This is a genomic window from Pseudomonas sp. Van50, assembly GCF_055390755.1.
Genome location: NZ_AP024343.1, coordinates 2,789,552 through 2,809,568, shown reverse-complemented (window position 1 = coordinate 2,809,568; position 20,017 = coordinate 2,789,552). Strand labels below are relative to the sequence as shown.

The following is a 20,017-nucleotide window of genomic DNA, read 5'->3' as shown; positions in this document are numbered from 1 at the left end:
AAAAACCGCAGTCGCCCCTCTCCAACCGAAGCGCCGCTCGTTTTCATATGAGGCCACCACGCGACATTCGTTGCATCGAATCAGGAGAAAGCCTGCGAAGCACAATCGGCTGCAAAACCAGCAGCGGGGTTTCGGACAAAACATCGAGACGAAGGATCATAGATAGCCAGGATTCACCCGCATAGACTCCGGTTCGAATTGAACAACAACGCGTCCAAGGGATGCTTTGTCGTGTGTGATTCCACTGCAACCTCTTTTATCCCTGCGCAGCGGATGCGGAGCCACGTCTCCCATGTCGGCGGGATTGATCGCCTCGTCAAGCGTGCGATAGACGTTCCGCTACAGGACATGGGATTTGACGATGTGCTGTCTCCCTGATGCAGCCCCTCCTCTCTGCGCCCGATACCCATCATTGGAGAATGACATGAATAATTCGACGTCCCATCAAGGACGCCTTAGATCCTTGCGCGCGGCCGCCGTGGGAAATGCCCTCGAGTGGTTCGACTGGACGCTCTATGCAACTTTCTCTGTTTACCTGGCCCGCAATCTGTTCGACAAGACCGATCCCCGCTCCGCGATGCTCGCCACTCTTGCAGTGTTCGCGGCTGGATTCATAGCCCGGCCTCTGGGCGGTTTTTTCTTTGGACGCCTCAGCGATGTCCTTGGACGCCGGGCCATCATGGTCATCACCATGATGCTGCTGGCGGCCAGTAGCCTGGGTATCGCCCTCATTCCGAACTATCAGGACATTGGCCTCTACGCTTCGTCGGCCCTGCTCGTCTTTAGACTCATACAAGGCCTTGCCCACGGGGGCGAAACGGGCGTTTCCTACACTTATGTCGCGGAGATTGCCCCTGCCAAGCACCGTGGTCTGTGGTCAAGTTCGGTGTACGTAGGCGTCACGTTGGGCGTCATGGGTGCGACGGCAGTCGCCGCCGCCCTGACCTGGCTACTGGGTACACAGGCCATGGGAGACTATGGCTGGCGTATCGGTTTCGCCATCGGCGGGGTACTGGGTATTTATGCGCTGTTCCTGCGCCGCAGCGCCCAGGAGTCGCATGTATTCGAGCAGCAACGACAGCAGGCTCAGCCACCCCGCAAGTTGTCCAAGGGCGAAGTCCTGCGGATGACTCGCAACATCGTGATGCTGGCTGCGGCCGCTAACGTGACCTATTACGCCTGGGTGACGTTTGGTGCTGCCTCGGCCATCGCCCAGGGCATGGATGCGACCGGCGCCTATCTCGCCAGCCTGCTCGCCCAAGTCATCTGCGTGTGCTGGTTGCCGGTTTGCGGAATGCTCTCTGATCGGGTGGGTCGCAAACCCATGGTGATCGCCTGGGGGATTGGAGTGGTCGTGCTGACCTACCCCATCTCCATCATCGTCACCACCGAACCTTACACCTTGTTTCTCGCACAAGCGCTGGCGCTGCTCGCCTGGGCTTCGATTGCAGCGATCTTTCCCGCCGTGCTTTCGGAACAAGTGCCGACCCAAGCGCGTGCACAAAGTGTCGGGTTTGTCTCATCGGTTTCGGTGGCCATTTTCGGCGGCACCGCGCCCTATCTGCACAGCTATCTGGTGGGCGCCCACCTTGAGTATCTGTACATCGGCTACCTGATAAGCCTGGGCCTGGTCACGGTCGCGGCAGGTTATTTCATCGAAGAAACCGCAGGGATCGATCTCGCTGAAATCCAGGCACCTGGCGCCGGCTCAGCGGCGCTCTAGAGGAACCCACCCCATGCATAAGGGCACTTTATGAACGCCAATGATTCCAAGCCAACGACCGCTCGCGGCGAACGACCCGGTGCGGATTTAACCGCCGCCGTGACCTCAGGCCCACGCCAGGGCGCGCGGGAGATCTGGGTTGAAGTTCCCAGTGAGAAAGGCTCGGCAGCCGCATGGTGCTATTCCGACCGCCGCGCCTACAGCCCAGGCGAAACAGTCAACCTGCACCTGTCCTCGAACAGCCCCTGGGTTACGTTGAAAATCTATCGTGACGGCGCGCTGCCTCATACCGTTCACCAAACCGCCCCCCTCGCGGCTAGCTTTCATCCATTGCCCGAACGCGTCTACGAGGTCGGCTGCCAATGGCCAGTGTTCGCGCTATGGCCAATACCCTTGGACGCCAAGCCAGGTGCCTATGTGGTGGAAGTGCGGGACGGTGCTGATGCCGTACTCGGTCATCACCTGTTCATCGTGAGGGCGATGCGCAAATGCCCCGACGCACTGGTGCTGGTCGCTGCGACCTCCACATGGGCCGCCTACAACGACTGGGGGGGTGCCAACCATTACTTCGGCATCCATCCCGGCACACCCCGCGGCCGCTCGCCTCTGCTGTCAGCGCAACGCCCTTGGGCGCGCGGGCAAGTCTGGCTACCTGAAGACGCGCCGCGCTCGATCAATGCTTCGAGGCCGGGCAAACCGGGGCCGGCGCGCTATGAATTCATCGAGTGGGCCTCTCTGTACGGCTTCAGCAAGTACTACGCCCTGGCCGGCTGGGCATCCTATGAACGTCCGTTCGTAGTGTGGGCCGAAGAACAGGGCTATACGGTCGACATCCTGACTCAGGATGATCTGCATAACGACCCCGAGGCCTTGGACGGGTACGCCTGCGCAGTCTTTGTCGGTCACGATGAGTACTGGACGCGTGAAATGCGCGACAACGTCGAGGCATTTGTTGAAGCAGGGGGAAATGTTGCGCGTTTCGCCGGTAACTTCATGTGGCAGATTCGTCTGGAGAATCGCGGTGAACGCCAAGTGGCCTACAAATACGACGCCGCTGAGCTGGATCCCGTCGCGGCAAGTAATGACATCACGCTCACGAGCGCCTGGGAGGATCCACGAGTGGGTCGGCCTGGGGCCAGCACCTTTGGCGTCAATGCACTGCGCGGGATATACGGTAGCTTTGGGGGCATGGCTCCGCGCGGCCCGAGGGGCTTTACCGTGTTCCGGCCACAGCATTGGGCTCTGGCCGATACCGGGCTGGGCTACGCTGATCTGTTCGGCGATACGGCTAACATCTTCGGTTACGAGGTGGATGGCTTGGACTACACCTTCATCGACGGCCTTCCAGAACCTCTCGGCACGGATGGCGCACCGCCAGGGCTACAGATCCTTGCCATGGGCTGGGCGACCATCGCCGAGCACGGCCGGCCGCAGGATGCGTACTCATTCATGCTGGGGGATGCAGACGCCAGGTTTCGGGCGTCACTGCTGGCGCCCGACATGAGTGATGCCAGCGTAAGCCAGCACAGCCGGGGGACTGGCATGCTCGTGCATTTCCAAAAAGGCAAAGGTGAGGTGTTCACCGCTGCGTCCTGCGAATGGGTAAACGGACTCAAGCTTGACGAGTACTCCACCGTGACCATCACCCGTAATGTGTTGGATCGTTTCTTACCAGCAAAGGCTTGATCTTGGCGGGCTCATCCTAGATGCCGTTGCAGTTCGGCCGGGCCTACCAGGTGCCGTTCACTCCACAGGCTCACTGCTTCGACGTGCCTGTCGACTGGCCCCTGGTGGCTGGCCATTGATGCGCTTGAATGCACGGCTGAATGCCGCTTGTGAGGTATAGCCCAAGCGTTGTGCGACAGCATCGATCGACAGGTTGTCCTGCGTCAGCCATTGGCTGGCGATCCGCATCCGCAGTTCGGTGGCGTATCGCAATGGAGGTACGCCAATGGTGGCTTGGAACCGTTGGGCGAACACGGAGCGCGAAACGTGGGATTCGGCCGCCAGCTCGGCCACCGTCCACTCGCGCCCGGGTTGGCGATGCAACGCAAGGATAGAGCGTGCCAGGCGCGGATCTCGCAGCGCAGCCATGAGCCCTTGCGCACTTTCCGAGCCATGCTCGACCCAACCCCGTACGAACAAGGAGGCAGCGACTTCCGCAAGCCGAGCCATGATCCCGGCATACCCGATGCGTCCGGCGCAGATCTCACGCTTGATTGAGTCGAGTATCGCTCCCAGCCCTGGATAACGTTGACCACCGGTGTCCGCCACCATGACATTCGGCATCAGCTTGCCTAACGCCCCCATGCCCCCCAGGTCGAACTCCATGCAGCCATAGAACAGGATCGTACTGGGCGTGGAAAGTGTGCTCGGACAAGTGTTCACACCGCTGACAGCCTCGCCCAAGGGGGCGGCATCAAGTTGGTCGATAGGCTGGACCGTGACATCCAGGGCGGATAGCAGTTCGTGCCCATGCCCTTGCGGCACCAGTACCGCGTCACCTGCCGAGAGGTAATGTATCGCGCCATCGCCTGTACGCAGGATGGCCGTACCCACCGCCAGATAATGAAAGTAGGCATGGGCCGATTTGTGTTCGAAACCCAAGCCAAAACTCGGGCCCGTTTGAATACGGCGGTACTGAACACCGCGCAGCCGCATCCCCGTGAGCAGTTCGCTAATCAGCTCAGAAGACAGAGCGAATTGTCCTGATTCCGTCATGTTAGGTGTTTCGATCAAAAGACTAAGACTTAGCATCATAGATCATCCTGAAGCTCAGCCCTAGAGTGTGTCTCACAATCACTTTCCAAGGATTCTTGAGATGAGTAGCGATGTTCTTGACGCTGCACCTGGCAGCGTTGCTGGAGTAGAGCCGGCCACCCCGGCCTGGACGGCGGTTTTCTCCCTGACCATGGGGGTCTTCGGCCTGCTGACGGCCGAATACCTTCCTGCCAGCTTGCTAACCCCCATGGCCTCTGATTTGAACGTGTCCGAAGCGCTGGCCGGACAGGCCGTGACCGTCACCGCTGTGGTTGCGTTGTTTGCTGGACTATTGGTGCCAGGTCTGACCCGCACGCTTGACCGGCGCACCGTCTTGCTCGGTTTTTCCGCGCTGATGATTGCCTCCAACTTGCTGGTGGCCCTGTCGTCGAGCCTGGTGGTCCTGTTGTTGATGCGAGTGCTGCTTGGCATTGCGTTGGGTGGGTTCTGGAGCATGGCGGCTGCCGTGGCCATGCGGCTGGTACCGGCCAAGTTCGTACCTCGTGCGCTGTCTATCATCTTCAGCGGCATTGCCGTGGGAACAGTGGTTTCCGTTCCGCTGGGCAGCTACTTGGGCGGCCTCTTCGGCTGGCGCAGTGCCTTTTACGCAGCCGCGGCGGTCGGCGTGCTGACGTTGATTTTCCAATGGTTCACCCTACCCCGCATGGCGCCTCGGAAAATGGCACGCACAGCCTCCGTGCTGGAATTGCTCCGCCGTCCTGGCATTGCCATCGGCATGGTCGGATGCGTGCTTGCACACACAGGTCAATACGCATTGTTCACCTACATCCGCCCCGCACTTGAAAGCGTTGTACCCATCGACACCGATGGCCTGGCTTTAATGCTATTGGGCTTCGGCGCCGCCAATTTCGTTGGCACGCTCGTGGCGGGTTGGCTGATGGAGCGTAGCTTGCGCCTGACATTGATCCTTATGCCTGCCTTGGTGGCCGTGGCCGCGTTTGCCATGATCTCGCTTCCGCTCCAGGCGCCGGGACTCGCGCTCGCAGTCGCCCTCTGGGGCCTGGCTTTCGGCGGGGTGCCGGTTGCCTGGTCAAACTGGGTGGCACGTGCGGTTCCGGATCAAGCCGAAACCGCAGGTGGGATGGTCGTCGCTGCGGTGCAGTCGTCAATCGCCGCGGGCGCAGCACTCGGTGGGTTGGTCTTCGGCTTCGGCGGCGTAATGGGCGTCTTCATCATCGCAGGCGCAGTGATGCTGCTGGCCGCCCTGATGATTGCGCTTCGTGTGCGAGTGGAATTGCCGAAGCCTGCGGGAGGCGAACTATCAGGACATTCCCGACTTGCGCTTTGAAATCGAATTTCTGCGAGTCAATAAGGGGAGCGTGCCACGTTCGCGTATTGCTCCAACAGCCAAGCCAAGTCCTGGTAACAGATCGCTAGATGATGTGCCCCGAGTCTGCTCATCGACCTTGATGTGCGCCGGGCCTGGGCGGCGCTGATCGCCGGATGATGAGCATATCGAGCGATCCGCCGGGCGCCGGTTTGTGAGCATTGGCCGACGGGCGATTCAGGATCGATACCACTCGCGTTACGCTGTAGCCGGCTCAATTGTTTACTCAGCTGCAGCGACAAATAACCCGTGTGGTAATCCTGCGTGTTATCAGCGCCAAGCAAACTTTTCAACGCGACGAGCCGGGATTGTTGTTTCGCTTGCCATTTTGAGTGATCGATATGGCTTGCACGGCGAAGTAGCCGGCGTATGTCCTTATGGAGCGAGTGTTTCAATGCCCGAACATGTTTAGCCGGATCCTTCGGCAAGACCTGGAACGCTAATAGGCAGACAAGCATTGCAACGATCCAGGCCAGCGCTTGGTTGGCGAAATCGACGAAATTGTAGAGGGCGGTATCGCCGGTACTCACCAAGGTATTGAACCCGATCAGGTAGGCAATCCCTTGCAGGGCGTAGCGCGGTTGGCTCGTCGCATGGATCCCGAATGACCAGAACGCAGCCAGTAACAGGAACAACAAAGGGAAGCCGTTGATCTGTGGCATCAGCAGGAATTTGCACAGTGCTGCCGCCAGAATGGCGTAGAGCGTGCCCCGAATAAAGCTGGCGAGGCCTTGGGCAGGCGCGGGGGCCGGCGCCAGCAATGTGCAGCACGGGCCCAGGACCGCCAGTAGCGCGGGCCCTTGATCCCAACCGCTGAGATACCAGACCGCACCCGCGGCCAAGGTGGCGAGCAGTGCCCTGATGCCGTTTCGCGCCGCATCAGCGTAATTGTGCGGATACACCACGGCACGTACCTGCTCGGGGCGAGCATGGTCGAGGCTGGAGAAGTTCAGCAAGGCCTCGCCCAGATCCGTCAGTTGTTCGTCCAAGCGTTCGCTGAGCAACCGCGAGTGGTGGTTTGAGTCAGCGAAATCATTCACCAGGCTACGCAGTTGCCCCACCGTATCGGCGGCGGCGAGAAAGTCGCAGTGGGTGTCGTTCATCCGTTCACCCAGTTGCCGCAATGCCGCGCTTATCCGCGCGAGCAACGTGGGGTCGATCCCGGGGTATGGATCGTCGCTGTGCACATCGAGTACAGCGGATTGCAAATGCGCCAGGCCCGCCTGAATCGCCAGCTGCCGGGAGCGAATCCGCGACGATTCGCCCCGCCCTATTCCCAATTGATCGTCTACCTTACCGATATCCATGACGAGCGGGTGGCGTTGCGTCGCCAGCTCCGCGGACTGCTCGCCTGAGAGCCTCGCGGCGAGCAACCGGGCACTGCGGACGCAGACATCGACCAGCGAGTTTCGAAGCTTCTTCTCCATCGTCTTGGAGCTGAACAGCGTTACCACCAGGCTCAAGCTCAGCACCCCGAGCGCTACCGCCGTGCCGCGAGTGATGATGTGATCGAAGGCCTGTTCAGGCGCGACGATGGCAGGCCCCAATGCCAGGCAGACCGTATAACCCGCCACCACTGCCGCGGTAGCTTGGTAATGGCGCAAGACACTCATTGCACTGACGCACAGGCCCAGCCACATACCGATGCCGAGTATGAACAGCAGCATCTGTTGAGCGAACAGCCCTGTCAGCACGAAAGCCGCGACCAGGCCTACCAGGGTTCCCAACATCCGGTAGAAGCCTTTTCCCAGCACCGCCCCTTGGATGGGCTGCACCAGCAGCAACACAGTGGATGCCCCCGAGAACGGCGATTCCAGATGCAGTTGGAAGCCGAGCCACAGCGCCAGCCCCGCCGCCGAGACACTACGCATCACGTAGAAGAAACTGGCGGGCGTCCAGGGCAAGGGGATGAGCGCGAACAGGCGTGTCGCCAGGCGAGTCATCACATGAACGCCTGCAGCCATTGGGTGAGTCGCCAGCGCGGCGCGGCGTTCGGCTGCGTCACTTCGACACTGGCGGTCATGCCCGCCGCCAACTCCACCCCGTCCGGGACCCTGTCCAACTCGATGCGCACGGGTACGCGCTGTGCCAACCGAATCCAACTGAAGGTCGGGCTCACCTGAGGCAAACCGCTGTCGTTGCGCAATTCATTGGCATCGGCGATGCCCCTGCCCATGCTTGCCATATGCCCTTCCAGCAGCGGGGCAAACCCCATCAGCTTGATCGACACCGGCGCGCCGATACGCACACCGGGCAGCTTGGTCTCTTCAAAATAACCCGTGATCCAGAAACTATGGCCATCGACCACGAATAGGTTGGTATGGCCAGCCTCCGCGTAGTCACCAGGCTGCAGCCGCAGTTGAGTGACGTAGCCGTCCACCGGCGAACGAATCGTCGTGCGGTCCAGGTCGAGTTGCGCTTGGGCTAACTGGCTGCGTGCCGCGTCCAGGCGCGCTTGGGCCACAGCCAAGTCACGCGCCGCGTTGTCAATCTCTTCCCGGGCGATGGCGTCGGCCAATTGGGATCGCCGCTTCAATTGTGCACTGCGCTGCTCGAACACACTGCGCGCTTCGGCGAACTCCGCCGCACGCTGTTGCAGGACCAATCGATAAGCACGCGCATCGATGCGATACAGCAAATCGCCCTTGGCGACCCATTGGTTGTCGTTGACCGACAGCTGATCGATTTGGCCGCTAATCTCTGGCGCAATGCGGATGACCTGCGCGCTCACCCGTCCGTCCCGCGTCCAGGGCGCCAAGACATAGGCCCGCCAAAGTTGCAGGCAGAACACCAGGGCCAGCACGCCAAGCCCCAGGGTGGCGGCAGGTTTGAGGATTTTGACGATAGACATGGCCGGCCTCACTCAGCAATTGACGACCATCGCCGACACGACGATAAGCGAGACAAAAAAACGCGCCAGCGCCGGGTGCCACGTCTCGTCCAGCCAACGCCGGGCCAGGCGCTCAATGAGTTTGTAGGCCAGGACCGATGCACCCAGGTAGATCAACAAGGGGGGGACGTAGAGGTTGGCAATGGAGATTTCGCTAAGCATGGCAAGCACCGGGGTTCGGAGGGGGTCCAGGATTCGCCCGCGTACTGAAGGGGGCTTGGTGATGATGCTAAGGAACTACCACCGCTGCCGATATTGAGTACACTGCCAAAATATAATCAAATTCAGACAGACGCCGACGACACGCCATGGCCGAAATCCACCGTTTCCACGTCGATCAATTCGAGTACGACAACCTGTCGCAACCTGCCGTGGCACTGATGCTGGAAACCCAGCGCAACGACAGTGAGTCCGCCGAACACAAACATCGCAAGGGGCAACTGGTCGTGGCTTATTGCGGAGGCATTGTGTGTACGGTGGAAGATGGCGTGTGGATGGTCCCGTCAGGGTTCGGCGTCTGGATTCCGGGGGGGGTCGCCCACAGCAACCGCGTCACGGCCAACGGGCAGGTCTGTTTTTTATTCGTGGAGCCCGGCGCCGCGTCGCTTCCCGATCGCTGCTGTACGCTGGCGCTATCGCCACTGATCCTGGAACTCATCCTTCACCTGAGCGACCAGGTCCAGGATTACCCCGCCAATTCGCGCATTGCACGGCTGGCCAACGTGCTGCTCGAAGAACTCGAACTGGCGCCCACGGAACAGCTTTACCTGCCTTTGCCCGCCTCGAACCAGCTTCGCACAATCGCCCGGGCGCTGGCGCAAGAGCCTTCCAACCGCGCCACCATGGCCAGTTGGGCACGGCACGTAGCCATGAGCGAACGCTCGCTGGCCCGCCTGATAAAAAGCGAAACCGGGCTGACCTTCGGTCAATGGCGCAAGCAATGGCAGATCATCGTCGCGTTGCAAAGCCTGGCCGAAGGGCAGTCGGTGCAAAGAACCGCTGAAGCGCTCGGCTACGAGTCAGTCAGCTCGTTCATCACCATGTTTCGCAAGACCTTGGGCACCTCACCGGCACGTTATCTGCGCAATACCACGCTACGGCAATGAGCCGGGGGTTTGGAGTCGCTCACATACCCGAACAGCGACTTGATCTCCAGGTACTCGTCAAACCCCAGCTCACCCCATTCACGCGCACCTCTCCATATGGCAACCTGCGCCGCTAGATGCCCAACTCCACCGACAACGCCCAACCGGTGCCAGCGGCTTCTTCAACAAGCACTCAAAACAAGGCATCCAATACCCGGTAATAGCTGATCCCGGCAGCAAGATAAAGCCGCTGCAACGCATGAAACGGAATTCGCCGCAGTGGCATGACCGGGAACGGGAAGTCCTGCGTCGCCCCTGAGAGCTTCGCGGCCAGATGCTTGCCTAACGCCGTGGACAGGGCGATGCCGCGGCCGTTGTAGCCGAGCAAGACTGACAGCCCCGGTGCCGGATCATGCACATGGGGAAGAAAGCTTTGCGTCAGGGCGACCCGACCACTCCAGCGGTACTCGACAGGCACATCCGCCACTTGCGCAAACAGCGCCCCCAGCGAACGCTCCAGGTGCGCCCAGTCACGCTGCCGGGAAGGCTCCGAAAACGGCCCCCGCCCTCCCAGAAGCAAACGTCCCTGGGCATCCAGCTTGAAGTACAGCAGCAAACGGCGTGAGTCCGAACAGACCTCGCCACCGGGCAGGATGGTCTTGCGGATCGCCGGCGGGAGCGGACGGGTCGCGATGATGAAGCTGTTGGCCGCGACGACGGTCTGGCGCAACCCGGGCCACAGGTCGTCGGTATAGCCATCGGTGGCCAATAACACCCGTTGCGCACTGACCTTGGAGCCTTGCGCAGTGGACAACAGCCAGCCTGACCGCTGCCGCTGCAACCCCGTGACGCGGCTGTGGCCGTGGATCATTGCGCCCTGCCCCACTGCGGCCTTCGCCAGGCCACGGGCGTAACTCAATGGATGCAAGCTGCCAGCCCGAGGATCGACCCACCCCCCAGGTAATTCTCGGTACCGATACGTTGGCTGACCGCGGCCCGGTCCAACAGCTCCACCTTGACGCCCCGGCGTTGCCATTGCGCGGCGCGCTGCTCGATGGTCTTCATAGCGGTCGTTGAACAGGCCGGTTGAATCCAGCCTTTCTGAGTGGCATCACACTCGATCCCGTACTGGCGAATCAGCGCAAACACTTCGTCAGCGGCTGACCCGGCCGCCTCGATCATCGCTTCGGCACGGGCTGGGCCGAACTTGGCGAGCAATTGATCCGGGTCGAACTTCAGCCCGGGGATCACCTGCCCGCCGTTGCGCCCCGAAGCCCCCCAGCCGGGCTCCCCGGTATCCAGCACACAGACGCTGACACCCGCTTCGGCCAATCGTAAAGCCGTCACCAGACCGGTATAGCCAGCCCCCACGATGGCCACATCCACTTGCTTGTCTTCGGCCAAGGCCGGCGTTTGCACCGCCGGTGTGGCAGTCGCGGCCCACAGCGAGGCCGGCAGTTGCGGGGCGAAAGGTGCATTCATGCCGGCACCTCCCCGCTGTGGTTGAGCAGTCGGCGAAGAAAATCCTGTGTGCGAGGATGCGTCGGCGTACTCAGTACTTCCCCGGCGGGTCCTGACTCGACGATCTTGCCGCTATGAAGAAAACAGACCTTGTCGGCGACGTCTCGAGCGAAGGCCATTTCGTGGGTCACCACGATCATGGTCATGCCCTCATTGGCCAGATTACGCATCACCGCCAACACTTCGCCGACCAACTCTGGATCGAGGGCCGAGGTCGGTTCGTCGAAGAGGATCGCCTGGGGGTTCATCGCCAACGCCCGGGCTATGGCGACACGTTGCTGCTGCCCCCCGGACAGTTCGTCCGGGTAGGCATTCATCCGATGGGACAAGCCGACCTTTTCCATCAGCGCCTCGGCATTCTTGCGGGCCGCCTGAGGGTTCTCCTTCTTTACGTAGATCGGCCCTTCCATGACATTTTCCAGGGCCGTGCGGTGCGGGAACAGATTGAAGCGCTGAAAGACCATCGCCACCCGAGTGCGAATGTCGTGGATGTTCCTGGCATTGCGGTCGACACGTTCATCGCCGACCAGGACCTCGCCCTGGTCATAACTTTCCAGGCCGTTGATACAGCGCAGCAACGTGGACTTGCCCGACCCCGAAGGGCCAATCAGGCACACTACTTCACCGCTCTGGACCTGCAAATCGATGCCTTCGAGGACCGGCACGCTGCCGTAACGCTTGTGAATACCCTTGATCTCGATCATGACGTTCTCCGGGTGCTGAAGCGTGCTTCCAGACGACGCAACGCAAAGGACAGCGGCAGGCTCATCGCCAGGTAGAGCAATGCCACCAGGGTGTAGACCGTCATGTTCTCGAAGGTCGAAGAGGCGATCAGTTGCCCCGCGCGAGTCATCTCGGCCACGGTGATGGTGGAGACCAGCGACGAGTCCTTGAGCATCATGACCAGGGTGTTGCCGTAAGGCGGCAAGGCGATGCGAAATGCCTGGGGCAGCACCACTCGCCGCATCACCATCGCACCGCGCATACCCAAGGATTCCGCCGCCTCGATCTGCCCTTGCTGGATCGCCTGGATACCGGCCCGGAAGTTCTCCGCCTGATAGGCCGAATAAGCGATTCCCAGGCCAATGACGCCGGCCTGCATCGCAGTCAGTTGAATGCCGAATTCCGGCAGGACGAAATAGATATAAAACAGCTGCACAATGATCGGCAGCCCCCGGATGATGTTCACCACACTGATGGCGAACAACGCGACCGCACGTATTTTCGAGACCATCATCAGGGCCAGGAGCAGGCCGATCAGCGAGCTGAGTACAAACGACCCGGCCGTCACTTGAAGAGTGACCACCGCCCCTTTGAGCAAGATAGGGAGGAAGTCCAACGCATTCTGGAGAATCATAAAAGCTACCCACGGAACAATGAGTGGACCCGCCCGCTACCGCAGGCGGTCGACAAAACCATCAGTTGAGTTTCCACTTCTCGATGATCCGTTCGAGGGAACCATCAGCCTTGATCGCAGCGATGCCTTTGTTGACCTGCTCCAGTGTTGCGTTGTCGCCCTTGCGCACGATCAGGCAAACGTCCCCCATCACCACCGGCTGATAGCTCTGCACCAGGTGCACCTTGTTCTGCGTGCCCTGGGCCAATTGGTAGGCGACGATCGGGCGATCGGCGAAACCCGCCTTGATACGGCCGAGGGCCAGGTCGCGCATCAGATCGGGGATCGAGTCATAGCCACGGACTTCCTTGAAGACACCACGCTTGTTCAGCTCATCGATGAACACGGTGCCGACCTGGGCGCCGACAACTTCGCCGGCAAAATCCTCCATGCGGGTGTACGCGGTCGGGTCGTCGGCCTTGACGATCAGACCCTCGCCATAGGTGAAGACCGGATCGGAATACTGCACCACCTTTTCCCGCGCCGGCGTCCGGAGCATGGCGGCAGAAATCAGGTCGATCTTGTTTGACGTCAGTGACGGGATCAGCGAAGCGAAGGTGGTCTGCTGGATCTCCACCTCGAAGCCGCCAGCCTTGGCCACCGCCTGCGCGGCGTCGATCATCATGCCCTGGATACTCTGGCTCTTGACGTCGAGAAAGGTGAAGGGAATCCCCGTTGCGGTTGCACCGACCTTGTAGACGGGCTCGGCGGCGTTGGCTGAAGTGATGCCAGCAGCCAGGGCAACAACGAACGTGAGTGCACGAAAGCGAGTAAGCATGGCGTATCTCCCATTGGACGCTTTTATTGTCTTAAGTCCGGTAAGGGTTGCCCCATATGGATGGCAGGAGGCTCAAAATGACTGTAAAGCGATTTACAAAAATCGTAAAGAGATTTATAAGTATCGAATATCGATATTCAAAGCGCAGAATATAAGGATTTTCCATGAGCGATAACCCTCATCCGCTGTTCAATCAGTCATTGGAAAAAGGCCTGGCGGTGCTGCGGGCGTTCAACGCAGCCCGGCGCACGATGAACCTGGCGGATATCGCCCAAGCTGCAGACATCAACAAAAGCTCGGCGCAACGCATGATCCATACCCTCGAAGAGCTGGGTTATGTGCGCAAGCATCCGCAGACCAAACGCTTTCAGTTGACCCCGAAGGTCATGGAGATCGGCTACAACTACCTGGCCGCCGACACACTGGTGGACGTGGCCAACCCGTTCCTTGCCGAGTTGGCACAGGCTACCGGGGAGACGACCAACCTGACCGAACCCGACGGGCTGGACATGGTGTACGTGGCACGCTTCGTGGCGCCGAAATTCATCCCTATCCACATGCCCATTGGCAGCCGGATCCCGATGTACTGCACCGGTTCCGGACGGGCCTTCCTGAGCGCCCTGCCCGACGACGAGCTTGTTGCCGCACTGCAAGCCAGCGAGCGCAAACGCCATACCCAGTACACCCTGACCGCGGTCGACGACATCATCGAGCAGATCGAGGCCACACGGCGCAGGGGCTACGCCACGAACAAGGAAGAGTTGTTCCTTGGCGACATGTCCATTGCCGCGCCGATCATTGGCAGCCAGGGCCTGCCGGTCGCAGCCGTGCATGTGGTGGTGCCAACGAGTCGCTGGAGCCTGGAGGAAGCCGAGCGCAAGCTGGCGCCCGCGGTGATCGAATGTGCACGGGCGATTCGCTCGTCAATACGAACCCTTTAGCAGATTGCCCCAGTGGACAGCCACCGTTTCCCTTGCACAAATCCAATTATTACCACCGTCACTTAGAGGGTGGGACTGCACATACTGGATGGGGTGATTGAACCCTAGGCTAGTTCAACTGGGCGCCCTTCCAACGGAACACGCCGGAACAGGTCGCGGTGTTTGAACGAAAACAGCGCCAACGGTTTGATGGTGTAACTTACCTATCACTCCGGCTGCCGCCAAGGTTCGTGAGTGACTACCCCATAAACATCAAACCGGAGCCTTCAGATCCACCCCCAGCGCCTGGGCAAAAGCCTTGACCAAGGGGCTGCGCACAGTGTTGTGACGCAGTATCAGACTGAATGGCGTGACGATGTTGATCAGGTCCGGACGTACTGCGCGCAACTCTCCCCGCGCCACCATCGACGCGGCGTAATGCTGGGGCAGGAACCCGAGGAAACGCCCCGTCTTGATCAGCAACGCCACGGCTTCCACCTGGGTGGCCGAGGCGGAGAAGCTGTCGTAGTGCGCAAATTTCAGTTTGTCACGATGAATCGCGTAGCGATGGTTGACGCACTCATGCTCCTTGAGCACATGTTCCCCCATGTCCGCGTCCGCCATGGAGAACAGCGGGTGGCCGAGTGCGCAATAGACCTGCGAGCGTTCTTCATAGAGTTCGTAGTAATCGAACTCTTCGCGCTTTTGATAAATCGGTACGATCCCCGCCACCAACCGTCCTTCGACGACACCTCTTTCGACTTCATCGAGTTGCGAAGCCTGAAGTTGAAACCGAACCTTGGGCGACTGTTCATTAATCTTCCTGAGCGCAGCAACTAACGGGGAATTATCATCCGAGATAGTATTATCAATAACCCCCACACCAAGATCACCAACAAGTTCGTTTTGCGCGGAACTAAGGCGATCACGAAAGTTGTCGACCGAGGCAAATAAGTCTATCGACGCCTGATACACCAGACGCCCTTCTTCCGTCAGGTGAAAGCCCTCGCGCCCGCGCGTGCAAAGGCGCATACCGATACGGATTTCCAAGTCGGAAATCTGTTTGCTGATGGCTGCCAGCCCCACATTCAGCTCATTCTGTGCGGCACTAAAGCCTCCCGCCTCGACCACGGCCTTGAACACTTTGAGCAATTTGAAATCCAGCCCGCTGAGGGCCAACGGTGCCCTTTGCGGGGGTCTTGGCGGCGGGTTTCCGGAATTGGAAAGTGGGGTTTCCATAATGCTTATTTACCTCTGGCGCTCTATTCAACAACCTGTGCCCAACAACAAAAACAAGCTGGCCCAATAATAATGAACACAGAAAACCAAGCTTGGCAACCGACAATAAATTCCGAACATCAGCGCCAAAACGCTGGTCGCGAAACATCAAAAGCTGACAGTTCGATCAGCTCTTTCACCGATGCAACTGCCCTCTTGAAAACTGCTCTGGCCTGACTTTGCTCGCTGATTTCGTAGCGACGCCGTGGCCTGGAGTACCCGTTTCAGTTCGCGTAACCGACGAGGAAAAAAACAATGTCTCAAACCACCGACCGACTCTGGGGTGCTCGCTTCAAATGCGGCCCTTCCGAAGCCTTGGCGGCCCTGTCCCGTTGCCCTGAGCGCTACTTCCGGCTCACCCCGTACGACCTCGCCGGCTCCAAGGCCCATGCCCGGGAATTGCAGCGCGCCGGACTGCTGACCGAACAAGAAACCCAGACCATGCTCGACGCCCTGGAACGCATCGGCGCGGACTATCGCGCCGGCAGCATCGCGCCGACCCTGGATGATGAAGACGTCCACACGTTCATCGAGCGCCTGCTGACCGAACGGCTTGGCGCCCTGGGTGGCAAGCTGCGTGCCGGCCGTTCGCGCAATGACCAGACCGCCAATGACCTGCGGCTGTTCCTGCGTGACCACGTACGCACCGTGGCCGTTGAAGTGTTGGGCCTGCAGCAGGCGCTGGTGGAACAGGCCGAGCAACACATCGAAAGCATCTGCCCCGGCTTCACCCATCTGCAGCAGGCGCAACCGATCGTGTTCGCTCACCACCTGCTGGCCCACGCCCAGTCGATGCTACGCGACGTACAGCGGTTGGTGGACTGGGACGCACGGACGTCGCTGTCACCACTCGGTGCGGCGGCCATGGCGGGCTCGGCGATCGCTCGCCTACCTCAGCAATCGGCAAAGGAAATGGGCTACAGCGGCGTTTGCGAAAACTCCATCGACGCCGTGGCCAGCCGCGATCACGTCGCCGAGTTTCTGTTCATCGCCAGCATGCTCGGCATCAATATCTCGCGCCTTGCCGAAGAGTTCTGTCTGTGGTCGTCGCGGCAATTTCGCTGGGTCGCACTGGACGATGCCTACGCCACCGGCAGCTCGATCATGCCGCAGAAGAAGAATCCGGACATCGCCGAACTGGCGCGAGGCAAGGCCGGTCGCCTGATCGGCAACCTGACCGGCCTGCTCTCCACGCTTAAATCCTTGCCACTGTCCTACAACCGTGACTTGAGCGAAGACAAGAACGGTGTGCTCGACAGCGTCGACACGCTGCTACTGGTGCTGCCCGCCATGGCGGGAATGGTGGCGACCATGAAAGTCAATGTCGAGGAATTGCGCCGCCAGGCACCGCTGGGCTTCACCCTCGCCACCGAAGTTGCCGATTGGCTGGCGGTGCGCGGCGTGCCGTTCAAGGAAGCTCACGAAATCACCGGTGCGTTGGTCCAGGCGTGCGAGAAACACGACATCGAACTGTGGGAGGCCTCCCCCGCTCTGCTGGCGGAAATCGATCCGCGCCTCACCCCAGAGGTACGCGAAAGCCTGACCCTAGAAGCCGCCATCGCTGCACGCAATGGCTGGGGCGGGACCGCACCACAACAGGTACGCGAACAGATCGGACGCTTGAAAACCGCCCTCGCCACCCAGCAGCAATGGACCGAGGACTATCAGGGCTTTCGCCTCTGAGCAACACACCGAACTGTGGGAGCGAGCTTGCTCCCACAGCGATAGCGCCGAAACCGAGTACGGAGAAACAACATGAGCCAGACACAGGCAGAACGACTCCAGGCGGAGCGCAAGCTGGCGGAAAACCAGTTTGACATTACCCAGTACGATCATGTGCCCCGGCGCTACTACGGGCGGATCTTCTTCGCCACGCTGATCGTCATCGCCCTTGTTGGCCTGGTGCGTGCCTTCGCCGAAGGCAAGATCGAATGGTCGTACATCGGCCAGTTCCTGACCTCCGAAGCGATCATGTGGGGCTTGCTCAACACCATCGTCATGGCCGTATTGGCCATGGCGCTGGGCATCGTGTTCGGCGTGATCACCGCGATCATGCGCATGTCGACCAACCCGATCCTGCGCTATGTGGCCGTGACCTATACCTGGCTGTTTCGCGGCACGCCGCTGATCCTGCAACTGCTCCTGTGGTTCAACCTGGCGCTGATCTTCCCCACCATCGGCATTCCCGGCCTGTTCGAAATGGACACCGTGAGCCTGATGACCCCGTTCGCGGCGGCCTTGCTGGGCTTGAGCATCAACCAGGGCGCCTACACCGCCGAAGTGGTGCGCGCCGGCCTGCTCTCGGTGGACACCGGGCAATACGAGGCTGCCAAATCGGTCGGCATGCCACGCCTGCAGGCGCTGCGCCGGATCATCCTGCCCCAGGCCATGCGGATCATTATTCCGCCGGTAGGCAACGAGTTCATCGGCATGGTGAAGATGACCTCGCTGGCGAGCGTCATCCAATACTCGGAATTGCTCTACAACGCCCAGAACATCTACTACGCCAACGCCCGCGTGATGGAGCTGCTGATCGTCGCCGGCATCTGGTACCTGGCCACCGTCACCGTCCTGTCCTTTGGTCAGAGTCGCCTGGAGCGTCGTTTCGCCCGCGGCGCCGGCAAGCGCTCTTGAGGAGTTCCACATGAGAAGCATCGTCAAGGCCGTGAGCCTGAATAAATACTACGACCAGTTCCACGCGCTCAAGGACATCAACATCGAAGTCGAGCAAGGCGAAGTGCTGTGCATCATCGGCCCGTCCGGCTCGGGAAAAAGCACCTTGCTGCGCTGCGTCAACCAGTTGGAAAAAATCGACAAGGGCGGCCTGTGGGTCGACGGCGAACTGGTGGGCTACCGGATCGTCGGCAACAAGCTGCACGAACTCAACGAAACCCAGATCGCCCGCCAGCGGCTGTCCACCGGCATGGTGTTTCAACGGTTCAACCTGTTCCCACACATGACCGTGTTGCAGAACATCATCGAAGGGCCGTGCCAGGTGCTCAAGCGCTCCCCCAAAGAGGCGAATGAAGAGGCCCTGGAGTTGCTCGCCCGTGTCGGCCTGGCGGACAAGCGCAACAGCTACCCGATCGAGCTTTCCGGCGGCCAGCAGCAACGCGTGGCCATCGCTCGTGCATTGGCCATGCGCCCCAAGCTGATGCTGTTCGATGAACCCACTTCGGCACTCGACCCGGAACTGGTCGGTGAGGTGCTGTCGGTGATGCGCGATCTTGCGCAGACCGGCATGACCATGATCGTCGTCACCCATGAACTGGGCTTCGCTCGCGAAGTTTCCAATCGCATGGTGTTCATGGACGGCGGGCAGATCGTGGAGGCTGGAAGCCCCGAAGAAATACTAATAAGTCCGCAAAACCCTCGCACCCAAAGCTTCATTTCTGCCGTTCGAACCTAAGCGTCCGTTGACGCTCACAACACTCATAAGAGAACGACCATGAAGAACTTTTTTATCCCCGCAGTACTCGCAGGCGTCATGGCATCCGGCTTCACCTTCGCGGCCGAATTGCCGGCCAGCATCAAGGCCAAGGGCGAAATCGTCGTGGCGATCATGCCGAACTACCCGCCGATGGATTTCAAGGACCCGGCCACCAACACCCTCACCGGCTTTGACTATGACCTGGGCAATGCCCTGGCCGAGCGCCTGGGTGTGAAGATCAAATGGCAGGAAACCGGCTTCGAGCAAATGATCAACGCCCTGACCACCGACCGCGTGGACATGGTGCTGTCGGGCATGACCGACACCGTCGAACGTCAGGCCAGCGTAACCTTCATCGACTACTTCACCAGCGGTCCACAGTTCTACACCTTGCAGAAAAACAAGGACACCAACGAGATCCTCGACCTGTGCGGCAAGAAAGTCGGCACCAGCCGCCGCACCACCTTTCCAACGGAAATCGCCGAGTGGAGCAAGGCCAACTGTGAGGCCGCCGGCAAGCCGGCGATCAACGTGGTCGGCACCGAAGGCTCGGCCGATGCCCGGGCGCAACTGCGCCAGAGCCGCATCGATGCAGCCATGCAAGGCAGCGAAACCCTGCCTTACCTCAAGACCCAGGAAAAGGACATGTACAAGACCGTGGGCCTGCCGATCTCCGAGCAGTACACCGGCATGGGCGTGAGCAAGAAGAAACCTGAGCTCAGTGAAGCGGTGAAGGTCGCGCTGCAAAGCATGATCGATGACGGCAGCTACCAGGCGATCCTGAAGAAATGGGACCTTGAACTGGGCGCGATCAAAACCGTGACCATCAACGCCGGAAAGTGATCCCACAGGCCATCTGATTCCGATGTGGCAACGGGCTTGTTTGCG

At 60.2% G+C, this 20,017-nt stretch carries 17 protein-coding genes and 1 pseudogene; 9 read left to right on the top strand and 9 right to left on the bottom strand.

The features are described from left to right. Positions 1–424 precede the first annotated feature (424 nt). Both ACZ5M5_RS12345 and ACZ5M5_RS12340 read left to right on the top strand, forming a co-directional pair. Positions 425–1,723, top strand: coding sequence for an MFS transporter (locus ACZ5M5_RS12345; RefSeq protein WP_103307791.1), 1,299 nt, complete (start codon positions 425–427; stop codon positions 1,721–1,723). A 30-nt stretch (positions 1,724–1,753) separates the two neighbouring features. Further along, a complete protein-coding gene (locus ACZ5M5_RS12340; protein ID WP_464739103.1) occupies positions 1,754–3,409 on the top strand; it encodes a N,N-dimethylformamidase beta subunit family domain-containing protein in 1,656 nt (551 codons plus the stop codon). A 57-nt stretch (positions 3,410–3,466) separates the two neighbouring features. Here ACZ5M5_RS12340 and ACZ5M5_RS12335 read toward each other — a convergent pair whose 3' ends face one another. Next, positions 3,467–4,444, bottom strand: a complete 978-nt coding sequence (locus ACZ5M5_RS12335) for an AraC family transcriptional regulator (RefSeq protein WP_464739102.1) — start codon at positions 4,442–4,444, stop codon at positions 3,467–3,469. A 100-nt stretch (positions 4,445–4,544) separates the two neighbouring features. On the opposite strand from ACZ5M5_RS12335, the gene ACZ5M5_RS12330 reads away from it, so the two are divergent. Then, on the top strand, positions 4,545–5,792 hold the full coding sequence (locus ACZ5M5_RS12330; protein ID WP_060742889.1) for an MFS transporter: 1,248 nt from the start codon (positions 4,545–4,547) through the stop codon (positions 5,790–5,792). A 17-nt stretch (positions 5,793–5,809) separates the two neighbouring features. Here the strand turns inward: ACZ5M5_RS12330 and ACZ5M5_RS12325 are convergent, their stop codons facing one another. The 3 genes from ACZ5M5_RS12325 to ACZ5M5_RS12315 are packed head-to-tail and all read right to left on the bottom strand — an operon-like array spanning position 5,810 to position 8,883. Next, positions 5,810–7,774: an FUSC family protein gene (locus ACZ5M5_RS12325; protein WP_464739101.1), complete on the bottom strand. Its 1,965-nt coding sequence runs from the start codon at positions 7,772–7,774 to the stop codon at positions 5,810–5,812. Beyond that, positions 7,774–8,682, bottom strand: a complete 909-nt coding sequence (locus ACZ5M5_RS12320) for an efflux RND transporter periplasmic adaptor subunit (RefSeq protein WP_464739100.1) — start codon at positions 8,680–8,682, stop codon at positions 7,774–7,776. Before ACZ5M5_RS12320 ends, ACZ5M5_RS12325 begins: the two co-directional genes overlap by 1 nt. A gap of 12 nt (positions 8,683–8,694) precedes the next feature. Further along, entirely contained in the window at positions 8,695–8,883 is a 189-nt protein-coding gene (locus ACZ5M5_RS12315; protein ID WP_060742892.1) for a DUF1656 domain-containing protein, read from the bottom strand. 146 nt (positions 8,884–9,029) lie between these two features. On the opposite strand from ACZ5M5_RS12315, the gene ACZ5M5_RS12310 reads away from it, so the two are divergent. After that, positions 9,030–9,827, top strand: coding sequence for an AraC family transcriptional regulator (locus ACZ5M5_RS12310; RefSeq protein WP_060742893.1), 798 nt, complete (start codon positions 9,030–9,032; stop codon positions 9,825–9,827). A gap of 172 nt (positions 9,828–9,999) precedes the next feature. Here ACZ5M5_RS12310 and ACZ5M5_RS12305 read toward each other — a convergent pair. From ACZ5M5_RS12305 to ACZ5M5_RS12290, 4 genes and pseudogenes are all read right to left on the bottom strand, one after another. Beyond that, positions 10,000–11,288, bottom strand: a pseudogene (locus ACZ5M5_RS12305) (NAD(P)/FAD-dependent oxidoreductase). Next, complete coding sequence (locus ACZ5M5_RS12300; protein WP_103307794.1) at positions 11,285–12,031, bottom strand: amino acid ABC transporter ATP-binding protein; 747 nt, start codon at positions 12,029–12,031, stop codon at positions 11,285–11,287. Before ACZ5M5_RS12300 ends, ACZ5M5_RS12305 begins: the two are co-directional and overlap by 4 nt. Beyond that, positions 12,028–12,684, bottom strand: a complete 657-nt coding sequence (locus tag ACZ5M5_RS12295) for an amino acid ABC transporter permease (RefSeq protein ID WP_060742896.1) — start codon at positions 12,682–12,684, stop codon at positions 12,028–12,030. Before ACZ5M5_RS12295 ends, ACZ5M5_RS12300 begins: the two co-directional genes overlap by 4 nt. Positions 12,685–12,745: 61 nt before the next feature. Next, positions 12,746–13,501 (bottom strand): ABC transporter substrate-binding protein, encoded by a 756-nt coding sequence (locus tag ACZ5M5_RS12290; protein ID WP_464739099.1) that lies wholly within the window; start codon positions 13,499–13,501, stop codon positions 12,746–12,748. Between the two features lie 164 nt (positions 13,502–13,665). Between ACZ5M5_RS12290 and ACZ5M5_RS12285 the strand changes: the two genes are divergently transcribed. Continuing rightward, positions 13,666–14,442 carry an IclR family transcriptional regulator gene (locus ACZ5M5_RS12285; protein WP_103307796.1) on the top strand — a complete coding sequence of 259 codons (777 nt, stop codon included), beginning with the start codon at positions 13,666–13,668 and terminating at the stop codon, positions 14,440–14,442. A 252-nt stretch (positions 14,443–14,694) separates the two neighbouring features. Here ACZ5M5_RS12285 and ACZ5M5_RS12280 read toward each other — a convergent pair whose 3' ends face one another. Next, entirely contained in the window at positions 14,695–15,660 is a 966-nt protein-coding gene (locus ACZ5M5_RS12280; protein ID WP_464739098.1) for a LysR family transcriptional regulator, read from the bottom strand. A gap of 294 nt (positions 15,661–15,954) precedes the next feature. Between ACZ5M5_RS12280 and argH the strand changes: the two genes are divergently transcribed. From argH to ACZ5M5_RS12260, 4 genes are all read left to right on the top strand, one after another. Then, a complete protein-coding gene (gene argH / locus ACZ5M5_RS12275; RefSeq protein ID WP_060742900.1) occupies positions 15,955–17,382 on the top strand; it encodes an argininosuccinate lyase in 1,428 nt (475 codons plus the stop codon). Between the two features lie 72 nt (positions 17,383–17,454). Continuing rightward, positions 17,455–18,333 carry an amino acid ABC transporter permease gene (locus ACZ5M5_RS12270; RefSeq protein WP_464739097.1) on the top strand — a complete coding sequence of 293 codons (879 nt, stop codon included), beginning with the start codon at positions 17,455–17,457 and terminating at the stop codon, positions 18,331–18,333. Between the two features lie 10 nt (positions 18,334–18,343). Then, entirely contained in the window at positions 18,344–19,108 is a 765-nt protein-coding gene (locus ACZ5M5_RS12265; protein WP_008001408.1) for an amino acid ABC transporter ATP-binding protein, read from the top strand. Positions 19,109–19,147: 39 nt separating this feature from the next. After that, entirely contained in the window at positions 19,148–19,972 is an 825-nt protein-coding gene (locus tag ACZ5M5_RS12260; protein WP_103307799.1) for an ABC transporter substrate-binding protein, read from the top strand. The last annotated feature ends 45 nt before the right edge of the window (positions 19,973–20,017 follow it).